General features: G+C 56.2%; 20 protein-coding genes and 1 tRNA gene. 9 read left to right on the top strand and 12 right to left on the bottom strand.

Annotation, left to right across the window (positions count from 1 at the left end; translation table 11 throughout):
* Positions 1 to 68: 68 nt before the first annotated feature.
* Positions 69 to 2,672, bottom strand: a complete 2,604-nt coding sequence (locus tag IBT54_RS09430) for an EAL domain-containing protein (protein WP_147788587.1) — start codon at positions 2,670 to 2,672, stop codon at positions 69 to 71.
* Positions 2,673 to 2,885: 213 nt separating this feature from the next.
* Between IBT54_RS09430 and IBT54_RS09425 the strand changes: the two genes are divergently transcribed.
* The 3 genes from IBT54_RS09425 (at position 2,886) to IBT54_RS09415 (ending at position 4,210) form a co-directional block, all read left to right on the top strand.
* Positions 2,886 to 3,536, top strand: a complete 651-nt coding sequence (locus IBT54_RS09425; RefSeq protein ID WP_033732018.1) for a CPBP family intramembrane glutamic endopeptidase — start codon at positions 2,886 to 2,888, stop codon at positions 3,534 to 3,536.
* Between the two features lie 173 nt (positions 3,537 to 3,709).
* A complete protein-coding gene (locus tag IBT54_RS09420) occupies positions 3,710 to 3,880 on the top strand; it encodes a hypothetical protein (RefSeq protein ID WP_003850083.1) in 171 nt (56 codons plus the stop codon).
* Positions 3,881 to 3,979: 99 nt separating this feature from the next.
* Positions 3,980 to 4,210 carry a hypothetical protein gene (locus tag IBT54_RS09415; RefSeq protein WP_033731707.1) on the top strand — a complete coding sequence of 77 codons (231 nt, stop codon included), beginning with the start codon at positions 3,980 to 3,982 and terminating at the stop codon, positions 4,208 to 4,210.
* 115 nt (positions 4,211 to 4,325) lie between these two features.
* Here IBT54_RS09415 and yniD read toward each other — a convergent pair whose 3' ends face one another.
* The 6 genes from yniD to IBT54_RS09390 all read right to left on the bottom strand — a co-directional run bounded on the left by yniD (position 4,326) and on the right by IBT54_RS09390 (position 10,031).
* Complete coding sequence (yniD, locus tag IBT54_RS25175; RefSeq protein ID WP_022625163.1) at positions 4,326 to 4,433, bottom strand: small membrane protein YniD; 108 nt, start codon at positions 4,431 to 4,433, stop codon at positions 4,326 to 4,328.
* Positions 4,434 to 4,553: 120 nt separating this feature from the next.
* Positions 4,554 to 4,982, bottom strand: coding sequence for an OsmC family protein (locus IBT54_RS09410; protein ID WP_013356926.1), 429 nt, complete (start codon positions 4,980 to 4,982; stop codon positions 4,554 to 4,556).
* A 57-nt stretch (positions 4,983 to 5,039) separates the two neighbouring features.
* Complete coding sequence (gene lldD, locus IBT54_RS09405; RefSeq protein WP_013356925.1) at positions 5,040 to 6,227, bottom strand: FMN-dependent L-lactate dehydrogenase LldD; 1,188 nt, start codon at positions 6,225 to 6,227, stop codon at positions 5,040 to 5,042.
* Positions 6,227 to 7,000, bottom strand: a complete 774-nt coding sequence (gene lldR / locus IBT54_RS09400; RefSeq protein WP_201252061.1) for a transcriptional regulator LldR — start codon at positions 6,998 to 7,000, stop codon at positions 6,227 to 6,229. Before lldR ends, lldD begins: the two co-directional genes overlap by 1 nt.
* Complete coding sequence (gene lldP / locus IBT54_RS09395; RefSeq protein WP_195857303.1) at positions 6,997 to 8,652, bottom strand: L-lactate permease; 1,656 nt, start codon at positions 8,650 to 8,652, stop codon at positions 6,997 to 6,999. Before lldP ends, lldR begins: the two co-directional genes overlap by 4 nt.
* Positions 8,653 to 8,858: 206 nt before the next feature.
* Positions 8,859 to 10,031 carry a cyanate transporter gene (locus tag IBT54_RS09390; protein ID WP_013356922.1) on the bottom strand — a complete coding sequence of 391 codons (1,173 nt, stop codon included), beginning with the start codon at positions 10,029 to 10,031 and terminating at the stop codon, positions 8,859 to 8,861.
* A gap of 87 nt (positions 10,032 to 10,118) precedes the next feature.
* On the opposite strand from IBT54_RS09390, the gene IBT54_RS09385 reads away from it, so the two are divergent.
* From IBT54_RS09385 to dbpA, 3 genes are all read left to right on the top strand, one after another.
* A complete protein-coding gene (locus IBT54_RS09385) occupies positions 10,119 to 10,979 on the top strand; it encodes a LysR family transcriptional regulator (protein WP_095707639.1) in 861 nt (286 codons plus the stop codon).
* Between the two features lie 90 nt (positions 10,980 to 11,069).
* Positions 11,070 to 12,458, top strand: coding sequence for an amidohydrolase family protein (locus tag IBT54_RS09380; RefSeq protein WP_201252060.1), 1,389 nt, complete (start codon positions 11,070 to 11,072; stop codon positions 12,456 to 12,458).
* 1,033 nt (positions 12,459 to 13,491) lie between these two features.
* Positions 13,492 to 14,874 carry an ATP-dependent RNA helicase DbpA gene (gene dbpA, locus IBT54_RS09375; protein ID WP_201252059.1) on the top strand — a complete coding sequence of 461 codons (1,383 nt, stop codon included), beginning with the start codon at positions 13,492 to 13,494 and terminating at the stop codon, positions 14,872 to 14,874.
* A 36-nt stretch (positions 14,875 to 14,910) separates the two neighbouring features.
* Here dbpA and IBT54_RS09370 read toward each other — a convergent pair whose 3' ends face one another.
* Positions 14,911 to 15,303, bottom strand: coding sequence for a YgiW/YdeI family stress tolerance OB fold protein (locus tag IBT54_RS09370; RefSeq protein WP_033731697.1), 393 nt, complete (start codon positions 15,301 to 15,303; stop codon positions 14,911 to 14,913).
* Between the two features lie 167 nt (positions 15,304 to 15,470).
* Between IBT54_RS09370 and IBT54_RS09365 the strand changes: the two genes are divergently transcribed.
* The 3 genes from IBT54_RS09365 (at position 15,471) to IBT54_RS09355 (ending at position 18,542) form a co-directional block, all read left to right on the top strand.
* Positions 15,471 to 16,433, top strand: coding sequence for a chemotaxis protein (locus IBT54_RS09365; RefSeq protein ID WP_013356916.1), 963 nt, complete (start codon positions 15,471 to 15,473; stop codon positions 16,431 to 16,433).
* Between the two features lie 80 nt (positions 16,434 to 16,513).
* Positions 16,514 to 16,663 carry a hypothetical protein gene (locus IBT54_RS09360; protein ID WP_167493438.1) on the top strand — a complete coding sequence of 50 codons (150 nt, stop codon included), beginning with the start codon at positions 16,514 to 16,516 and terminating at the stop codon, positions 16,661 to 16,663.
* A gap of 301 nt (positions 16,664 to 16,964) precedes the next feature.
* Complete coding sequence (locus IBT54_RS09355; protein ID WP_201252058.1) at positions 16,965 to 18,542, top strand: methyl-accepting chemotaxis protein; 1,578 nt, start codon at positions 16,965 to 16,967, stop codon at positions 18,540 to 18,542.
* Positions 18,543 to 18,771: 229 nt separating this feature from the next.
* Here IBT54_RS09355 and IBT54_RS25170 read toward each other — a convergent pair whose 3' ends face one another.
* From IBT54_RS25170 to IBT54_RS09340, 4 genes are all read right to left on the bottom strand, one after another.
* The gene (locus IBT54_RS25170) at positions 18,772 to 18,942 is read right to left on the bottom strand and encodes a cold-shock protein (RefSeq protein WP_098053076.1); all 171 of its coding nucleotides are present in this window, start codon (positions 18,940 to 18,942) and stop codon (positions 18,772 to 18,774) included.
* 3 nt (positions 18,943 to 18,945) lie between these two features.
* The gene (gene cspA / locus IBT54_RS09350) at positions 18,946 to 19,158 is read right to left on the bottom strand and encodes an RNA chaperone/antiterminator CspA (protein ID WP_003854408.1); all 213 of its coding nucleotides are present in this window, start codon (positions 19,156 to 19,158) and stop codon (positions 18,946 to 18,948) included.
* Between the two features lie 438 nt (positions 19,159 to 19,596).
* Positions 19,597 to 19,672 (bottom strand) — tRNA-Thr (locus IBT54_RS09345).
* Positions 19,673 to 19,839: 167 nt separating this feature from the next.
* Complete coding sequence (locus tag IBT54_RS09340; protein WP_013356914.1) at positions 19,840 to 21,594, bottom strand: glycosyl hydrolase family 28-related protein; 1,755 nt, start codon at positions 21,592 to 21,594, stop codon at positions 19,840 to 19,842.
* Positions 21,595 to 21,684: the final 90 nt, after the last annotated feature.

Genomic DNA, 21,684 nt, shown 5'->3' with positions numbered 1-21,684 from the left:
GTCATGATGGAACTGATTATTTTTGTTGTCTGCGCAATACTGATGACCGCCGTGGCGGTCAAAGTCCGTTAAACCGGCTCAGCCTGATTTTGCGTTGTTCTTTCCAGAAGCGTACTGAATGCAGCCAGCGGCATCGGCCGACCGAGGAAGTAGCCTTGCCCCTCTTCGCACGAGAGCTGTTTTAGCTGGTTCAGCTGCGCTTCTGTCTCAATTCCCTCCGCCGTAATCGTCAGCGCAAAAGCGCGTGCCAGCGCAATAATGCCCGCCACGACCGATTGCGCCTGCTGCGACTCCGGGAAATCTTTCATCCAGGAGCGGTCTATCTTCAGACCGTTAAACGGGAAGGTCTTCAGGTAGCCCAGCGCGGCATAGCCGGTGCCAAAATCGTCAACGGTTAACCTCACCCCCAGTGACCGTAAGCCCTGCATCACCTCCAGCGCATGCTGTGGATGTTCAAAGGTGACATTTTCCGTGATCTCCAGCTCCAGCCTTGTCGCTGGCAGACCACTTTTCGCCAGAACATCTGCCACACGTTGCACCAGATCGCTGGTACGAAACTCCATCGGCGAAATATTGACTGACACATAGCGATCGCCGCCCCAGCCCAGCGCATCCTGGCAGGCGCGCATCAGAACCCAGTCGCTGATAGTGGCGATCAGACCGCTCTCTTCCGCCAGCGGAATAAAGTGGTCAGGCGTAATCCACTGATCCGGGGCAATCTGCCAGCGAATCAGCGCTTCAGCGCCGGCCAGCTGACCGGTCAGCAGCTGATAACGGGGCTGATAGTGCAGACGGAATTCGTTGTTAGTCAGCGCTTTCTCAATGCGCCGCGCCATTTCACGCTTATCTTCGCGCTGGCTCGCCATTTCATTGGCGTACCAGACCCACTGATTACGTCCCGCATCGCGTGCTTCATTCAGTGCGATATCCGCCATCTGCAGCAGCGCTTCCGGATGGCTGGCATCCTGCGGCGCACAGGCAATGCCCATGCTGATGGTGAGATAGTGGACATGCTGGCCGGTGCTGACTGGCTGCTGAACCTCGTGCACCAGCTGAGCACAACGCTGATCGATCCGCTCACGGTTCGTTTCCCGTAACACCAGGACAAATTCATCTCCGCTCAGCCGCGCCACCAGCTCCTGCGGGCCGATACAGTGCTTCAGACGCTGCGCTATCTGGCTCAGTACCTCATCGCCCGCCGCATGGCCCCAGGTTTCATTGATTGGCCGGAACTGATCGAGATCGAGAGTAATCAGCGTCAGCGGCGCAGCGCCATCAGGCAGCGCAAGGTGCAGCGTCAGAAACTCCAGCAGCTGCACGCGGTTCGACAGACCTGTTAAAACGTCGTGACGCGACAGAAACTGAATGCGTGCCTCCGCTTCCATGCCCTGGGTAATGTCCGATACCGTGCCGCGAAACCCGATACGTCGCGCATCATGCCAGATGGTTTTCGCTACCAGCTGACCGATGCGGCGGTGACCCTGAGCCGACATAAACTGACAGCGCAGCGGCATCTGTTGCTCTTCCGCCTCCTGCCGCAGCAGCCAGGCGACCAGCGAATGGCTGGGATGAGTCAGCAGGTGATCGATGTGACGTCCCAGCCAGTGTGTGATGTCATGGCCGGTAAGGGTATGAAAACGCGCTGACAGATAGATCAGACGGCCCTCTTCATCCGTTTCCCAGATCCAGTCTGACGCCGCCTCAGCGAGATCGCGAAACCGCGCTTCACTGTTGGCAAGCTCCTGCTGACTGATTGCCAGCATGGCAAAGCGGCGGTCAGAGAGAATCGCATTAGAGAGCGCATGGCGGCTGACGCGATGGGTGATGATGCCGATGATGATCGCCGTCAGCAGCAGCAGTGGCAACAGCAACCCGATCAGGCCCATGCCCGGCATTTTTGACGTCCAGCGCAGCACAATGGGCTCGCCGCCTGGCAACGGGAGTACCATTCGCGGTTCACGCAGGGCATCCTCTTCACTGGCGGGCAGACGCAGTTCGCGCACATCCAGCGTCGCGCCGAGTGCCTGTAATTTGGCGGGTGTGAACAGATTCACGAACACCATGATAGACGCAGGTCCGGCCATAGGCGGCACGTTAGGCAGTTTACCGCTGCTGATAGGTGCAGCCACCACAATCGCGGGCAGATGATTGATCAGCGCATTGCGGGTCATCGCTTTATTATTGAGCTGACGCGCTGCCGCAATAAGCAACGGTGTTTCATTACCCAGCCAGGCTTCCAGCGACGTATCCGCCAGTTGCCCATTAATCACGCTGTAGGTAGTGCGGCCTTTGCCGTCAACCACGAACACGCCTTCATAGTGATACTCTTCGTAAAGACCCGGTCCGAAGTTCTCTTCGTCAAACGCCCAGACCTTGTTCACCCTGACATGGAGATTGCGCCAGGCTTCTCCCCAGAAGGCATAATCCCGGATATCGGTGACCATCGCCTCCTGACGATTTTGCCACGTCTGCTGCATCAGCATGCGGTCATGCTCAACCGATGCGCTGTTCTGACGCTGCGCAATCGTCAGCACCATCAGCATCGAGAGCACCAGCACACCAGACAGCAGCAGCGAAAGCGTACGCAGGCTGCGCCGCGTAAAGCGGACAGTGCGATCTTCAGCGGCATGTCTGAATGGCGGCGACGGCGGCGCCGGAGGGTTAAAAGTCATTAAGAGTGCTCACTACACAGCCAGGGGTTGAGATCACAGACCTGCAATACAACATGCGTTGCTGGCCAGATTAGTTTCATCAGTTATCGGCCTGGGTGCTCTGGTGTTTAGTCTGCGGCTAACATTTTGCGCTTAAATAATGTGTAACAGGCTCACTCGACAGCGATCGGGTGCATTGCTACTATGCGCTTACCTTCGCTGGCTGAGTCGCCTATGAACACCAATTCCGACAGAGTGACCCTGACGCTGTTCTACGTCGGCAGCTTTGTGGTCTATTACCTGGTTACCATGCTGATCACGCTGTTCCCTAATTACAGCGTGCTGCGTAATGACGGCCTGCTGGTGCCCGTACTCTGCCTGTTTGAATTTGCTGTTATCTATCCGCTTTATCGCTTCTACTGCCAGCGCCGCACCGATTTGCCGCTGGGTGAACTTTATACGCTGCAAACCCTGCTTTTTACCGGCGCGCTGTTTGTGCTGATGGCGGCACAGATGCAGTTCATGCAGCCGGAAGGCTGGCTGGTGATGCAGGCCCAGCAGGGACGCAATTCGCTGTTGATCCTGCTGCTGACCGCCGTACTGCTGGCGCCGGTGTTTGAAGAGGTGCTGTTCCGCGGTTTCCTGTTACAGGGTTTTCTGCTGTGGGCGCCGCGCAGCCGTTTCGCCTGCATGCTGCTGACCTCACTGCTGTTTGCGGTGATGCATACACAGTATGTGCACTGGCAGACCCTTATCGCTCTGACGCTGTTTTCACTGCTGCTCTGCTATGCGCGGCTGCGGAGTAACAGTCTGGCGCTGCCCATTTTCCTGCACACCCTGAATAACCTGATTGCGCTGCTGCCCGCCTGGTATTTCGCTGGCTGACTCCCCGCCTGCGTCCTTGTCTTACACAGCCCTCATCCTGCCGCAGACCGCTTCCTGGCAGGTCATAGCTCACACTGACAATGCCGCCCCGTCACGTTTGTCTATACTGGATGTTAAAAAGGGATAAAAAGCACCACAGTCCGGACCACCAGACCGTGTAAAGGAGAGGATCTATGTTGATAGGATTTGTGTTGTTAGTGAGCGCGTGTGGCTACGACGCCTGCGAAGCGCTGCCGGTCTCGGAGCGCATTTATCCGACGAAGGTGGACTGTGAAACGATGGCAAACCGTATTCATAAAGTCAGACCGAATGTGGTCCTGCTTTGTGGTGAGGTCCATCGCTGATTCAGGACCAGATTCAATAAAGCAGGGCTGCAACATTGCAAGCTGGCGCTTTAGCGTACAAAATATAAGCTGTTGTTACCCATTACCGTTGTGAATCCCATGAAAACATCACGCCCCCGTCGTCCTGGTGGACGCTGGGTTTACTATCTTTTGTATGATGGCATTCTGTGGCCCTGCCCCGTCCGATGGGAGTGGGAGAGCAGCTATGGCGGCTGGTTGCCATTTTATTACACGCCAACTTTTGAGTTTGTGGTGGGCGATCCGCGTAAGGCTTATCGCATTGCGCGCAGCGATGTGCGGACTAAACGGCGCGAGGATGCCTTTGTCTGAATGCGTTTATCGCCACGGCAGCCACGAGGCGGTGAGCAGAAAATAAACCACTTCCAGTACGATAATTACCATCACTAATATGCCCAGCGAGTGGCGACTAATCCACTTCATCTGCTCAGGCCCAGATCATGGCAGCCCAGCGTATCAGCAGCAGCGCGCCGCAAATGCACAACAGAACCAGCACCATCTTCCAGTACTTTTTGGCCGCCCGGTATCTTGTCACCTCGGTCTCCCCTAATCAGAAAGCGAAGATGCGCCAGAAGGCGCATCTGTTCCGGTCAGCAACAGGACCGGGAGGCATAGCATAACGTCCGGGCCACCAAAAGGCGACCCGTTGCCGGCATCAGTTGTTCAGGGTGTAATCCAGCGTAATTTCCGCGTTCAGTACCTGAGAAACCGGGCAGCCCGCTTTGGCTTTGTTGATGATTTCGTCGAAGGTCGACTCATCAATGCCTGGCAGGGAGATGGTGCTGGTCAGCGCCACTTTGGTGATGGCAAAGCCCTCGCCTTTTTTATCCAGTGACACATCAGCCGTGGTATCAATGCTTTCCGGTTTATGGCCCGCATTGCCCAGCATCAGCGACAGTGCCATAGAGAAACAGGCCGCATGCGCTGCACCAATCAGCTCTTCCGGGTTGGTGCCTTTGACGCCTTCGAAACGGGTATTAAAGCCATAAGGCTGCTGGCTCAGCACGCCGCTTTCGGTGCTGACGGTGCCTTTGCCTTTAATATCGCCTTCCCAGTGCGCCGAACCTTTCTTATGAATGGTCATGTCATTCCTCCTGTTGGTAAAGAAGCTAAGTATAGACAATACATTCATTTTCGCAGGCTAACTCACCGCGCGGGGACGTGATACCGTGCCTGTTGGTGTCAGCAGCGTCTCCGCCTGCACCAGCGAATCGCGGGTAATTTCACTTATCGATTTTGCGCCGGTCAGCGTCATGGCCACGCGCATCTCTTTCTCAATCAGGTTCAGCAGGTTTTCCACGCCGCGCTGTCCATGGGTCGCCAGCGCATAGATAAACGCCCGTCCCAGCAGCACGCTATCTGCCCCCAGCGCAATCATCCGCACCACATCCAGCCCGTTGCGAATACCGCTGTCTGCCAGAATAGTAATGTCACCTTTGACCGCATCGGCAATCGCTGGCAGCGCACGGGCTGAGGAGAGCACGCCATCCAGCTGGCGTCCGCCGTGATTCGAGACCACGATGCCATCAGCGCCAAAACGTACCGCGTCGCGTGCATCTTCCGGATCGAGAATGCCCTTGATCACCATCGGCCCGTCCCAGAATTCGCGGATCCACTCCAGATCTTTCCAACTGATCGAGGGATCAAAGTTGTTCGCCAGCCAGCCAATATAATCTTCCAGCCCGGTCGGCTTGCCGAGATAGGCGGAAATGTTCCCCAGATCGTGCGGACGGCCCTGCAGTCCCACATCCAGCGCCCACTGTGGATGGGTGACCGCCTGCCAGTAACGACGCAGCGCCGCGTGATTACCGCTCATCCCGGAGTGCGCATCGCGATAGCGCGCGCCCGGCGTCGGCATATCCACGGTAAACACCAGCGTTGAACAACCAGCGGCTTTTGCACGCTCCAGCGCATTGCGCATAAAGCCGCGGTCACGCAGCACGTAAAGCTGGAACCACATCGGACGATTGATCTGCGGGGCCACCTCTTCAATCGGGCAGACTGAGACTGTCGACAGGGTAAACGGAATGCCTTTCAGGGCTGCCGCACGCGCCGCCTGCACTTCGCCGCGACGGGCATACATGCCGCACAGGCCGACCGGTGCCAGCGCAACCGGCATCGACAGGGTTTCATTAAATAATTTCGTTTCGAGGCTAAGTTCCGACATGTTCTTCAGAATGCGCTGGCGCAGCGCCACGTCAGAAAGGTCCTCCACGTTACGTCGCAGGGTGTGCTCGGCGTAAGCCCCGCCATCAAGATAGTGAAACAGGAACGGCGGCAGGATACGTTGCGCGGCGGCGCGATAGTCACTGGCAGCTGAGATAATCATCAGTCAGATTCCTTTGGGTTGCGTGTGTCGTTATCCGGTAAGCGTGTGATGCGCGCCTGGCGCGCTTCATCTTCATGGAGACTTTTCAGCGTGGTATGGACAAAGCCCAGATGCTGCATCGCCGCCTGACGGGCCGCGTCGGCGTCGCCCGCGAGGATCGCATCCAGCAGCCCCCGATGCTGTTCCGTCAGGCGGGCAAAAATGGCTGGCTGGGTGTACATGCGCTGACGGCTCTGCATCACCGACGACTGCAGCAGCTCGAAAAAGCCGCGCATGGTCTGCAGCAGCACCACATTGTGTGACGCCTCGGCAATCGCCAGATGGAAGCGCACATCCGCCTGGGCAGCGAGGTCAGGATCGTCACTCTCTTTCAGCTTCAGGGGGGCGTCAAAGGCGTACTGCAGCTTCTCTTTGTCGGCGTCGGTGGCGCGCAGTGCCGCATGCCAGGCAGTACTGGCCTCGATGGCATGGCGCGCTTCCAGAATGTCGTAGCGGTAGTCGGGATCGTCGCGCAGCAGCTGGCGAATCGGTTCGACGATGCGCTGTTCCGACCAGGGTGCCAGCTGCTGACGAATCCAGGTGCCGCCGCCGCGCCGGCTGATGAACATGCCACTGCTGATCAGCTGCTGTATCGCTTCACGCAGCGAGGAACGTGAGACGCCGAGTTCAGCAGAGAGCTGGCGCTCGGCGGGCAGGCGCATGCCCGGCTCGAGCTGATGTTCGGTGATATAGGCCCGCAGGCGTGTCACCAGCGGATCGGCAGTGTTGCTCATGGGATCATCCAGGGGAAGACGTAGGCCTGAAGTGTGGTAATCCCCCCCACCATACAGGTGAAAATCAGGCTGTGTTTAACCGTAAACCGGAACAGATCGGACTCTTTTCCCACCAGCCCGACCGCCGCACAGGCGATGGCGATCGACTGCGGCGAGATCATCTTACCCGTCACACCGCCGGTAGTATTAGCCGCCACCAGCAGAACATCGGAAACGCCGATCTGCTGGGCGGTAGTCGCCTGTAACGCGGCAAACAGCGCATTCGATGAGGTATCGGATCCGGTCAGGAAGACGCCCAGCCAGCCCAGGAAGGGCGAGAAGAAGGTAAACGCGTGGCCGGTGTGCGCCAGCGCCAGAGCAAGCGTGGCAGAGAGACCGGAGTAGTTGGAGATAAACGCAAAGGCCAGCACCATCCCGATGGAGTAGATCGGCAGCGCCAGCTCTCTCAGCGTTTCACCAAAGGTCTGCAGCGCTGCCTTTGGCTTCATGCGCAGGAACAGCATTGCCATAATCGCCGCAATTAAAATGGCGGTGCCGGTTGCAGAAACCAGATCCAGCTTAAAGATCGCCGGATAAGGCGTTGCACTGCCGACCACGGGCGGCATCCGCGCCACCAGCTCATTCAGCATCGGCACCGGCACCGCCAGCACCCACTCATAGAGTGCACCACCTTTGGCGAACAGCGCTTTAAAAGGCGGGATGCTCCAGAGCGTGACGGTGGCGGTGAGAAACAGGAACGGCATCCACGCGCGGATCACCTGCCCCAGCCGATACTTCTGTGGCGGTTGCAGCACATCGCCGTGCTTCGCCTCTGCATCGGCAAAACGAAAGATGCGTACCGGTTTCCAGACCCGCAGGAACAGCGTCAGCGAAATCAGCGAGGCGAGCGACGAGATAATATCGGGCAGCTCCGGCCCCAGGAAGTTGGAGCTGAGGAACTGGGCAAGGGCAAAGGATCCACCCGCCACAACGACCGCTGGCCAGGTCTCTTTCACGCCGCGCCAGCCATCCATAATCGCCATAATCCAGAACAGCACAATCAGCGTCAGCAGCGGCAACTGGCGTCCGGCCATCTGGCCGATGGCGAAGCTATCCAGTCCGGTGACCTGACCCGCCACGATAATCGGAATGCCCATTGCGCCAAAAGCGACCGGCGCGGTATTCACAATCAGGCAGAGCCCGGCAGCGTAGAGCGGATTAAATCCCAGCCCCACCAGCAGCGCCGCGGTAATCGCCACCGGCGCTCCAAAGCCCGCCGCGCCTTCCAGGAAGGCCCCGAACGAGAAGCCGACAATCAGCATCTGCAGACGCTGATCGGGGGTAATGGAGAGGATAGAGGCACGGATAATATCGAACTGGCCGGTTTTGACCGAGATTTTGTAGACGAACACGGCGGCGACAATAATCCAGGCAATCGGCCACAGCCCATAGAGAAAACCGTACACCACGGCGGCCAGCGCCTGGGCAACGGGCATCTGATAGAGAAACAGCGCCACCAGCAGCGCCAGCACCACGGTGGTGGTGGCGGCCAGATAGCCTTTCATCTTCAGCTTAATCAGTGCAAAGAAGAAAAACAGAATCGGGATCAGCGCGACCAGGCTTGAGAGCCAGATATTACCCAGCGGATCGTAGTTTTGTTGCCAGATCTGCATGCCAGTATCTCCAGAGGAAAAGGTGATGTGGCATGCAGATGCAGTACTGTATGCCATCTGCCCCGGATTGGTCAGACCAAACCGCTGTATTGGGGCTTATGACAACAGATAGTTAATGCATTGTTAATCTATAGCAACAGAAGTTGGGCGAATTTTCCCGGAGTGTGAACCAGAGAAAAATATTACCGGGATTGGTCGGACCAAAATCAGCAATTTATCTCCGGGAAAGCGCGCTGATAGCTGTGCGGATGAAAACGCAGATTAAGCACAATCAGCAGCAGCGTGACCGTCGCCTGCAGAATCCAGACGCTGGTGAAATTTCCGGTGAGCGCATGCAGCTGACCGGCGATAAACGGCATGCTGCCCGCAATAATAAAGCCGACGCCCTGCATAAAGGCCACCAGCCGCGCGCCAGCCTGGGGCTGCTCCAGATGATCCAGCGCCAGCACCAGTGCCAGCGGAAACGCCCCGCCCAGCCCGAAGCCCGCTATCCCCGCCCAGAACCATGGTGCCAGTTGTGGTGCAAACAGGAAGCCGAGCATGCCGCAGAACTGCATAGCCAGGGTGAGCAGCAGCAATGGACGACGATCGCGGCCCCGCGCCAGCAACGGCAGCAGCAGCGCACCGGTAACCTGACAGCCGATCATCATACCGAGCAGTGAACCGCCCGCCTGCGCACTCCAGCCACGCTGATGGTAAAAATCGGGCAGCCAGGCAACACAAATGGCGTAACCGCCGTTCACCAGCCCGAAGCTCAGCGCCAGCGTCCAGGCGCGGGTTTTTCGCCACAGCGAAGGCACTGCGTCGGCCTCCGTGCGGGCTGCGGGTGGCGTGGTGGTGATCAACAGCCAGAGCAGGATAGCCAGCACCACCGGCAGCGCCCAGCTGCTCAGTGCCCCCTGCCAGCCAGCATGTGCGCTCAGCCACGGCGAGATCGCCGCGCCAATCCCGCCGCCGCCCATCAGCGCCGCTGCCCATAGTCCGGTCACGCCCGCACTGCGGCTGCCAAAGCGCTGACGAATCAATCCCGGCATCGCCATCTGGACGATACCAATGCCCGCCCCACCCGGCACGGCAGTCAGCACCAGCCCGCGTCCGTCAGTCACAAACCATCGACTCACCAGCGCCAGCAACAGCAGCAACAGCCCGCCCAGCAGTAATTTACGTACCGCAAAGCGCTGCATCAGCGGCGCACTGACCAGGGCAATGGCACCCATCATCATCATCGGCACCGCAGGCAGCAGCGAGGCCGCCAGCGGTGACAGACCGATGCTCTGCCGCAGCTCACCGAGTAACGGACTGACAGAGGTCATCAGTGGCCGCATATTCAGCCCGGCCAGCACCAGCGCCGCCAGCAGCAGGTTGTTCTCTCTCTTCATATGAAATCTACGCCATTAAAAGTTGCCAGCCTGACAGCAGTCGCTACTATCTGGAAATGAAATATTACTCTGCCAGGTAGTGGAAAAATGAATCGTCAGCCGATGTTCACTCCGCAACAGCTGCTCAGCTTTGTGGCGGTGTGCGAAACCGCCAGCTTTACCCGCGCCGCCGACAGAGTGCACCTGTCGCAGTCTACCGTCAGCCAGCAGGTGCGGCGGCTGGAGGAGATGGTCGGTAAAGAACTGCTGGTCCGCTCCTCGCATCAGGTAAAGATCACCGAAGAAGGCGAAAAACTTTTAGGTTACGCCCGGCGGATTATTGCCCTGAACGGGGAAGCGCACGATGTACTGAGTGACCAGTGGCGCGATGGCGTGCTGCGCCTTGGCGTGCCGGAAGATTTTGCCGCCCCCACGGCCGGTCTGCTGGCGCACTTCAGTCGTGATCATCCGCAGCTGCGGCTGGATGTGATGAGCGGTATGCAGGTGGAGCTTCGTCGTGCCTGGCAGCGTGAAGAGCTGGACATCATGCTGATTAAACAGCCCGCTGGCGACCGTCCGCTGGCGTCGCGTCCTGAACCGCTGCTGTGGCTCGACAGTGCAGAGTGGCCCTGCTTTGAGCAGACGCCGGTGCCGCTGGTGCTGTTTCCCCAGCAGGGGCTCTATCGCGATGAGGTCTGTCAGACGCTTGATGCGCTGGGCCGAAGCTGGCGCATCAGCTACAGCAGCGCCAGCCTGGTCGCGCTGGCCGCCGCCAGTGCACAGGGGCTGGGGCTGACGTTACTGCCTGCCAGCTGCCGTCTGCCGGAGCACCGGGTTCTGGGTCCTGAACAGGGTCTGCCGGTGATTAATACCTTTGAACTGGCGCTGTTCTGCCGTCATCCGCAGGATCCGCTGCAGCGCGAACTGGCGGCGTCACTGGCGGCATTCGGCAAGCTGCGCTGGCAGTGAAATATCGAATAGCCGTCAGTGGAAAATAACGCAGCAGGGTGACGCGTCGTTTGTCAGATTAAGACCTTGTTCACTTTGCAGGAGCCTCTGATGCCTATTTCCTCTTCGCCGAGCCGCCGTGATTTCCTGGGGCAAAGCGTTCGCTGGACCGCCGCAGGCGGCTTGCTGGCCGCCGGTCTCGGTCAGGCCAGTGCCGCCACCCGCTCATCGTTGTCCGCCATCAATCCCGACCAGCCCGCCGCCCTGCCCCGACAGGACCACTATCTGCTGCGCAATGTGCGACTGGAAGAGAGTTTTATCCGCGAGGGTGACGACGTCGTCGCGACCCGGACCGGTCTTTACGACATCAGCGTGCGCGACGGCAAAATTGACCAGCTGACCTCGGCGGGCCAGGGTGACAGCACGCTACCGTCATGGGATGCGCAGGAGGCGCTGCTGCTGCCCGCGACGCAGGATATGCATATCCATCTTGATAAAACCTTCTACGGCGGTCCGTGGCAGGCTCCACGTCCACGTCAGGGCAAAACCATCATGGATATGATTGCGCGCGAGCAGGTGCTGATTCCGCAGCTACTGCCGCACTCCCAGGCCCGTGCCGAAGGATTGATCGCCCTGCTGCACGCCAAAGGTACTACCCGCGCCCGCAGCCATTGCAATATCGATCCGGTCAGCGGCCTGAAAAGTCTGGAACATCTGCAGGCGGCATTAGCCCGTCATCCTGCTTTTTCCTGTGAAATTGTTGCCTTCCCGCAGCACGGCCTGCTGCATTCGCAGGTTGATGGCCTGATGCGTGAGGCGATGCAGAACGGCGTTGAATATGTCGGCGGGCTGGATCCCACCAACGTGGATGGTGCGATGGAGAAGTCGCTGGATGCCATGTTTCAGATTGCGCTCGACTATCAGCGCGGTGTGGATATTCATCTGCATGAAACCTCACCGGCTGGCGTGACGGCGATTCAGTACATGATTGACACCGTGGCGCAGAATCCGGTGCTGAAAGGTAAAGTGACGCTGAGCCACGGTTTTGCGCTGGCGACGCTCACCGGCAGTGCGCTGGATAACATGATCGAAGGGCTGGCGGAGCAGCAGTTCAGCGTCGCTTCCACGTTGCCGATTGGCAGGCTCACTATGCCGATTCCTCAATTGCAGGCGGCGGGCATAAAGGTGATGACCGGCACCGACAGCGTGATCGATCACTGGTCCCCGTTTGGCACCGGCAGCATGCTGGAAAAAGCGAATCTCTATGCACAGCTCTATCGTGGTTCGGACGAGTTCTCGCTGTCGCGAGCGCTGGCCATCGCCACAGACGATCGGCTGCCGCTCTCTGCTCAGGGCGATCGTCAGTGGCCTGCGCCGGGCGATGATGCGAGCATGATGCTGGTAGCAGCGAGCTGTTCCGCTGAAGCCGTGGCGCGCATTTCACCGGTAGTGGCGACCTTCTCACGCGGTAAGCCGGTCTTTGCGCTGGTCTCGGCCTGACACAGCAGGGCTGCGGACAAAAACGCTCCCGGCGTTTTTGTCCCTGGCGCGGGACGCTTTCCTCTCCTGACCGGCTTCCCTGCGCTTTAAGCTTGTTTATTGCTGATAGATTCTCAGTACCCGTGATTTACCAGCAGCGACGGTCCTGAAACGGGAAGCGTCTGCCGGACGTGAAGCGAAGGGAGCCTATGCCTGTAGCAAAGCATAGCGGGCCACAGATAGCAGTTTTGCGTCTTTGTCGAGGGCATATACTCCCTGAAGCCTGCTCTGCGGCTAACACATACCTGCTCAGGATTTGCCAGCAGCGACCTTACTGCCTGAACATGTCCCCCTCATACGCCCCCTAAAAACAACAGAGCCTCCACACGGGAGGCTCTGCATTTACCTGAGCGGAGTGCGGGTTACGCGCTTTTGGCCCATTGATCATTCGACATTAATTCCATTGCCAGCGCGTATAAGCGACGATCTTCCTGATCACAGGGCTCATCTTCCGCATAACAGCCGATCATGGATGCGATTTTATCCGCAGATAAACTCTCGCCATGAACATGCAGTGTCAGTACGGCGCGGCCTACTATTTTAAGCACATTTTCATGTGGTCCCTGGATGCTATTACTCAATGCAAATACCCTCTACCGGTCGTTGTACCAGGAATATGGCGCGATAAATATAAAGCAATTAGATCAGGATTTTTATCGGCACCAGTGGTGATATTTTTTAATGATTAATTCTATTACTGAAGTCTTAGTTGAGGATTTATCTGATTAACAATGAAATATTTTTTTAAAAACGGTCACTTATAAAATAATTACTGGTATTAACCGATCGTCACTCTGGAACAACCACGTTAAGCCGGCGTTAATCTATAAAAATAAACCACCTTTTTTCAGTAAACTTCAGCTTATTCCTAAGCGCACCGGCAGATTTAGTTTCATACCGCTAACCATCGAGGTTCCCGTTGCTGTCAGGCGTGCTTTCTGCCAGACTTGCCCCGCAATAATGCCCCACACTTTCAGCCTCAGAGGCCGCGCCCGTGACCGCTTTTTCTACCCTCAATTCGCTTCCCGACAGCCAGCTCGATAACCTGCGCGAGATGGGCTACACCAGCATGACGCCCGTGCAGGCCGCTACGCTGCCCGCCATTCTGCAGGGACGCGACGTGCGTGCGCAGGCGAAAACCGGCAGCGGTAAAACGGCTGCCTTTGGTATTGGTTTACTGCACCATATCGACAGCATCCGCTTTCAGACGCAGGCACTGATCCTCTGTCCGACCCGTGAACTGGCGGATCAGGTGGGTAACGTGCTGCGCCAGCTGGCACGCTTCACCCGCAACATCAAAGTCCTGACCCTGTGTGGCGGACAGCCAATGAGCGCGCAGCGTGATTCGCTGGTGCATCCACCGCATATTGTGGTCGGCACGCCGGGTCGTATCCTCGACCACATCAACCGCGAAAACCTCAAGCTGGACCAGCTCAGCACGCTGGTGCTGGATGAGGCGGATCGGATGCTGGAGATGGGCTTCCTCAATGATATGGAAACGATCATTGAAGCGACGCCCGCCTCGCGTCAGACGCTGCTTTTTTCCGCTACCTGGCCCGACGGTATCACCGCTATCAGCACCCGCTTTCAGCGTGATGCACTGAGCGTTGTCACTGAAGATGTCAGCGAACTGCCCTCAATCGACCAGCAGTTCTTTGAAGCCAGCCACAATGAAAAACTGGGCCTGCTGATAGCCCTGCTCAGCGATCGTCAGCCTTCATCCTGCGTGGTCTTCTGCAACACTAAACGTGAGTGTGATGATGTTGCTGCGGCGCTTAACGCGCGTGATATCAGCGCCCTGCCACTGCATGGCGACCTTGAGCAGCGCGATCGTGAACGCGTGCTGATTCGCTTCGCGAACGGCAGCGGTCGTGTGCTGGTCGCCACCGATGTCGCCGCGCGCGGACTCGACATCAAATCGCTGGCGATGGTGGTCAACTATCAGCTCGCCTGGGACCCTGAAGTTCACCTGCACCGCATTGGTCGTACGGCGCGTGCAGGCGAGCATGGTGTTGCCGTCAGCCTGGTCGCGGCCGATGAGATGGCGCGTGCGCATGCGCTGGAAGATTTCCTGCAGCAGAAACTGCCGTGGGTCTCGGCCAGCACGCTGAAAAAGGGCAGCAGTAAGCCACTGCCTGCCGCCATGATGACGTTGTGCATTGATGGTGGTCGTAAAGCCAAGATACGTCCGGGAGATATTCTGGGTGCGCTGACGGGTGAAGCGGGTTATCGCGCTGAGCAGATTGGGAAAATTGTCCTGACCCCGACCCATGCCTATGTAGCGATTGAGGCAAATCAGGCCAAAGCGGCGCTGGTGAAACTTAAGCAGGGCAAAATCAAAGGCAAAACCTGCCGGGCGATTCTGCTGAAAGACTAAATAAAAAAGGGCGAGGTCATGACCTCGCCTGGTCTGTTATGGCTCTTCGATGCGTGACACATGCAGCGTGGTTTTATCGCCTTTGCCCTGTACCTTGCCACTGACGCGCACTTTGTCCTCAGCGGTGTAGGTTTTACCATCAAAGGTCTTCTTCGGGGCAATAATCGGTAATGTCCCGGTGTTGTCGCGGAACTGATACCGCTCACCCTGCTCTTTCTTCACGATGTAACCTTCCAGCGTTACATACCCGCCCTGACGGAAATCGCGGATCTGATCGATGTGGGTCTGGCCGGTATCTTCTGACCCTTTATAGCCGGCATCCTGCTTGTGTTGCGGCGGCGGCGTATCGCCTGCTTTGTATCCGCCCTCTTCAGCTGAAACGCCCGCGCTCATCATCACCAGCAACGACGCTAAAATCACTTTTTTCATTTCACACTCCTTTATTGGAAAGGTGTCCATGTTGAACCTTCAGGGTTAAGCCTGGCACAATAATTGGCATCCGTTTTATTTCACCCTTCTCTTCTCACCTTTTTCCGTTTGCTGCCGATAACCTGTTCACACCCTATTTCACCAGCTGCGTTAATGCAGAGGCAACCATGGATAATTTTCAAAAAGAGATCGATGAAAGAGCGAACCTCGCGTTATCGAACAAGTTTGAGCTGCTGCTGTTTCGCTTAGGTTCCGATCAGCTGAAAGGCAAGTCTGAACTGTTTGGCATTAACGTCTTCAAGCTGCGTGAAATTGTACCGATGCCGACCATCACTAAAGCCGCGGGCATGCGTTCGCCGCTTCTGGGGATGGCGAGTATTCGTGGTCAGTTCATTCCGGTGATCGACCTGCCTGCAGTAGCGGGCTGTGTGCCGGAAACCGGTCTTAACCTGCTGCTGGTGACCGAGTATGCCCGTAACACCCAGGCGTTTGCCGTGGAGTCAGTAGAAAACATCGTGCGTCTCGACTGGAGCCAGGTGCATACCGCTGAAGCCGGTATCGGCGGCCGTAATATTACCAGCATCGCCTGCCTGGACAGCGACAAACAAAGCAACGAGCTGGCGATGGTGCTGGACGTTGAGCAGATTCTGTATGACATCATTCCTTCAGTGCGCGGCGTTGAACCGGAAGCGGCCAGACCACGTGCGTTCAACTATCGCCCTGGTGCAGTCGCCATTGTGGCAGAAGATTCTAAAGTGGCGCGTCAGCTGCTGGAGCAGGGCCTGAAGAGCATGGGCATTCCGGCGCTGATGTTTAACACCGGTCTTGAAGCCTGGGAAAAAATTAAGCTGATGAGCCAGGAAGCACAGGCTGCGGGCGAGTCGATTCACGACAAAATTGCGCTGGTCCTGACCGATCTGGAGATGCCTGAGATGGATGGCTTTACGCTGACCCGCAACATTAAGCGGGACCCGATTCTCAAGGTTCTGCCGGTCGTCATTCACTCCTCACTCTCTGGCAGCGCCAACGAAGATCATGTGCGCAAAGTGGGTGCCGACGGTTATGTGGCGAAGTTTGAACTGAATGAGCTGTCAGACGTGATTTTCAACGTTCTCGACACTGCCCGCTAAACAAATCCGGGCCGCGAAGAATGCCCGGTATGTTTTTACTTTTTAGCCAGCAGAATGGCTGGCCTGATCAGGAACCGACTATGCATATTGAAACTTTACCTGTTACACCGGCACCTGCTACCCCTTCTCCTCAGAAAGTGCTGCGTGGCCGTTTACGCCAGCTGGCCTGGATTACCGCCGTCACGTTAAGTGTCGCATTCTGGGTAGGCCTCTACTTCTTAGTTTTCTGAATCCGGTCATGCTTGTCTGGATCGGGCCGTCAGCATTCCTGCTGACGGCCCTTTTTTTTGCCTGAGTTTCCCCTTTGTTTATTTGTTAACCCTTTCTGAAGCTTTTCAGTGACTATTTATTCACGCACCGTTATTACTTAAAAATTATTAAAGGTACATGTTTGTGCTCCGATAACTGTATGCGCGAGATCACCTTTTTGCCTGCGGCTGTGACCACAGACATCAGCAAGGCACTGCGCACAACAGCAGAGAACCTGAGTGTTGCTAACAAACTGATTAATAATAAAACGGGGAAGAGAACATGTTCAGTATCAAGAATATGAAGGTGGGAATGCGGCTCGCAGCAGCCTTCGGTATTATTGTGACGTTACTGATAGTGATTGGCGTAACATCCATTACCAGAATTAACAGTATTAATACCGCGATCTCATCGATCGTTGACGATCGCTATGTGAAAGTACGACTGGCATTTGATGTGCGCGATGGCGTCAACGATCAGATCAAATACCTGCGCGGCATGGTGATCGACACAAACCGTCCGGAAATGAATGTGAAACGTTATGGGCAGCTGGATGAAGCCACGCAACGCACTAACATCGCGATGAAAAAGATTGAGGACATCCAGGTTACACCCGTCGGTAAGAAAAAGATCGCTGGTCTGCTGGCCTCGTCTCAGGCATTTGAGCAGGTCAAAACTGAATTGATCGGCCTGATCAAAGCGGGCAATTTTGATGCAGCCAGCGCCTATGTCCTGAAATCGATGACCGCCACCCAGAATAAATTCCTGCAGGATGCGGTAAATTTTGCCAACTCTCAGGACTCGCAGCTGCGCAGCGAAGGTCAGGGTATTGTGGAAAATGGTCAGTCCGCCATCTCCATCACGCTGATTTTCTCCGCGCTGGCGATTCTGGCCGCGATTATGCTGGGCTACTTCCTGACCCGCTCTATTGTGCGTCCGCTGGTTGCTGCGGTTGACGTTGCTGAACGCGTTGCCGCGGGCGATCTGAGTACCCAGATGCAGGTCACCTCGCGTGATGAAACTGGCGTCCTGATGCAGGCGCTGCAGCGAATGAACGATAACCTGCTGTCGATTGTGACTGAAGTACGCACCGGATCCGACACTATCGCGGTCGCCTCTAATCAAATCTCCAGTGGTAACCTTGACCTCTCGACCCGCACTGAGCAGCAGGCCAGTTCACTGGAAGAGACCGCCTCTGCCATGGAGCAGATGACGTCGACCGTGAAACACAATGCCGACAACGCGCGTGAAGCTAATCACCTGGTATCGACGACTTCCAGCGTAGCGCGTGAAGGTGGCGTGGTCATGGAAAAAGTGATCGAGAAGATGGAAGCGATCGCCCTCTCCTCACGCAAAATTGTCGATATCATCAGCGTTATCGACTCCATCGCCTTCCAGACCAATATTCTGTCTCTGAACGCCGCCGTTGAAGCGGCGCGGGCGGGTGAACAGGGTCGCGGCTTTGCGGTGGTTGCAAGTGAAGTGCGTAATCTGGCACAGCGATCAGCCTCCGCGGCCAAAGAGATTAAGGTACTGATTGAAGATTCGGTCGCTAAAGTCGATGAAGGCAGCAAACTGGTCACTCATGCGGGTTCGACCATCGGTGAGGTGGTAAACAGCGTGCAGAGCGTGGCGAATATTATGAGCGAAATCACCATTGCCAGCAGCGAGCAGAGCAGCGGTATCAATGAGATCAATCAGGCGATTACCCAGATGGAAGCGGTAACGCAGCAGAACGCCGCGCTGGTTCAGGAAGCATCAGCTGCTTCACAGGCACTGCAGGATCAGGCTGAGCGTATGGCGCAGGCGATGAGCGTGTTTAATACCGGCAAGCTCGCACTGCAACCCGTGCTTCGCTGATTCCCTTTAATGGCCTGCTCCGGCGGGCCTGTTTCAGATCGGTGACAGTAAACGAACAGGTTACAGGTGGTTGAGCAAAAAGTTACGCAGGGAAGCTAAGGTATTCCGGCGGGTACAGAAGAAAGGATGAGGGATGGCGGAGGGGAAACAGCAGAAAACAAAAAAGGCTGCCAGAGGCAGCCTTTTATTACTGTAAATGCAACAACGCTATAAAGCTCACTAGCCTTTATCAGAGAGCGCGAAGCTGGCTCTGAATTGCAATCCTCGCCGCGTTCACCTGAACAACGACAGATTTGCAGAAAATGCATTTCGCTCCATGCGGATTGGCTCTTGTAACATCAAAATGTGATGTACGAAACTGTGAGCCATTACAGTGAGGACATTTAAAAGTAATTTTCAGTCCTTAGAGACCAACAACGTTCGCAGCAGCTGGGCCTTTGGCGCCATTTTCTACTGTGAATTCAACTTGCTGACCTTCGTCTAATGAACGGAAATCGGTGCCCTGGATTGCAGAGAAATGTACGAATACATCTTTGCTGCCGTCTGCAGGAGAGATGAAACCGAAGCCTTTCTCTGCGTTAAACCATTTAACGGTACCGCGAATTTTGTTAGACATGCTTAAATCCTTAATATATCGAGCCTTCCGGCATAATGGCCTGAGAACAGATTTTAATCAGAACGTAAGAGAAGACTCAAAAAGAAGGGATGTCTCGCGACAAACTTAGAGATGAGAACTGCTTTGGTTACTTACTTTGATAGTGTCTGTTAATCAAACCGACGATTCATTAGGCCACACTTCACCAGGCGACGCAAGCCGTTATTCAAATTAAACGCAAATAGCGTGGCCTGAACTTAGCGGCGATGAGTGAACGGTTCAGCGTTCCGGACTGACAACCTGGCCAGAGCGCGCATTGTTTATGGCAGACAAACCCTGCCGCACCAGCAGATAGCGGCTGGCGACGGTAAATTCTCAGTGTGGGTTCTTTAATCAGAATGAAGGCTTAAGAATGGCCTGCAGAAATTTATTCCGGCGTGAGGCTGAAAAAGAGCGGAGTGGTGCCGGAAACAGGAGTCGAACCTGCGACCTTCGCATTACGAATGCGCTGCTCTGCCAACTGAGCTACACCGGCAAGGGTGAGAAGTACGGGTGCTACGGTAAAAAAGAGCCGTTATTACGTCAAGTGCACTTGTTTGAAAAGCATTCATATTTCCCCATATGACAATGATATTTTCACCTGACTTTTGTTACCGGTTAAAAAAGGGCGAGGCCGGAGCCTCGCCCAAAACATGCCGATCATCAATCGTAGTAAGGAACCTTGCGGTCAACGCCGTTGATATTGATCAGCACAAAACCGGTTGGCGCGGTTTTATTGGTCGGTGTACCCGCAGCGGTCGCGAGCGTCACCACGCCCTTCTCGTTAGCACCAATACCTGCCAGTCCATTGTGCATGCCGAAGCGTGCCGCAGGTTTCAGGTTGCTGATATTGGTGATGTCCGTCACCACCGACATATCCGACTGGAACAGCGAGCAGGAACCGGTGTCGAAACGGGTCGGACCGGTGGTCTTCAGGTTGAACATGGTCTCGCCGCTGTTGGCTTTCAGCTTGACCCAGATGACGGCATAGGTGGTCCCTACCCGGCCATAACGAATGTCCAGCACGGAAGGCTGTCCCATGTGGTAAGCATCGGCCCAGACCGTCTCCAGTCGCTGCAGGTTGATCAGGGTTTTACCAGTGGCAGGCATATTGACCGGTGAACCGGCGGTGCCGGACGGCGTGGTGGCATCCGCTTTACTGATCAGTTCCATCACCCATTGCTGGTTAGGCGCCGGGAAATAGAGCTGCCCCAGCCGATACCAGTTGTCGGTCGCGGTGTTATTCACCACTTTATAGCCGCTGTAATAGCCAGCACGCAGCGAACCGGTCATGAACGTGCCGTAGTTCTCATCCCGACGATAGCCATATTCAAAGGTCGATAACCACTTACTCCCGGCCAGATCATTAGTGATTTTCGCCCCCGCCTGGAGGTTAATATGGCGCATTACCACGCGGGCATTATTGAGATTGAGCGGCGTGGCGCAATCTTCAATATTGAGCGTCTCAATGTTCCAGCCGCCGTCCGACAGATCCCCCGGGTTAGTCGTGTGCTCAATCCAGACGTTGCGTATGACGCCCTGCGTAACGCGCGGCATGTAGAGCGTGGCGTCGCCGTAGCCCGACTGGAAGTTGGCATTACAGAGCTCAATGGCGGTTGAGTGGTCCCAGTTCCCCTTCGGTGTGTTTGACCAGCCGACATCAAACACGCGTGAATAGGTCGTGGAGGTGTAGATCTGATCGAACTTACTGTCGAGCGTATCCTGCAGCTTAAAGACGGTTCCCCCGGTACTTTGCGCCTTGAAGCAGAAGATATTGACGATCTGGCCGCCGACAATCGTGTTTTCGAAGAACGGCTGAACGTTGCTGCACTGTTCAGGCGTGACGGTGACTTTGAGTGTGGTGTCGACAGTCCCGGCATTAGCCTGTCCGTGCCAGCAGATGCCTTTGATGGCGATTTTACGCGCATTAACCTTAAACACCGGAGTAGCACTTTTGTCAGAAATAATAGTGGTGCGCGGTGACGAGCCGAGTTCGATATCGTCACCTGCCAGACCAAAGAACGGCAACTCTGTATCGCTGATATCGATAGGTGAAATCAGGAAGCGACCACCCGGAAAACGTACCGGAATCGCTTTCGCATAGGTGTTGTAGCTCTGCGTCCATGCCAGCATGCGCTTAAAGGCATCAGTGTCATCGGTGACGCCATCCCCTTTCGCGCCAAAGTGCAGGATATTCACTTCGGCGGGATCGTTGATGGTGCGCTTCCAGTAGAAACCGTTACCCACCGCCACTGTACCGCCATCATCTTTCAGCGGCGTGGTGGTGAGGAAACCGACAAAGTCTGCGCCGCCACGGAAGCTGGAGTCTTTGTCGTAATAGCGTTTCAGGCTCGCGACTTCACCTGATTTTGGTGGAACAGTGGTGCGCAGTTCAGCAAAAGAGTTAACTTCGATCATAGAATCCTCCTCAGGATCATTGAGATATCGCGCTGACCATCAGCGCACTACTTAGCCGCAGCCGGATGGCCGCAGAGGGTGTCCCACATG

Source organism: Pantoea sp. S62 (assembly GCF_016658625.1).
Taxonomy (GTDB): Bacteria; Pseudomonadota; Gammaproteobacteria; order Enterobacterales; family Enterobacteriaceae; genus Pantoea; species Pantoea vagans.
This window is presented reverse-complemented; position numbering and strand designations above follow the sequence as displayed.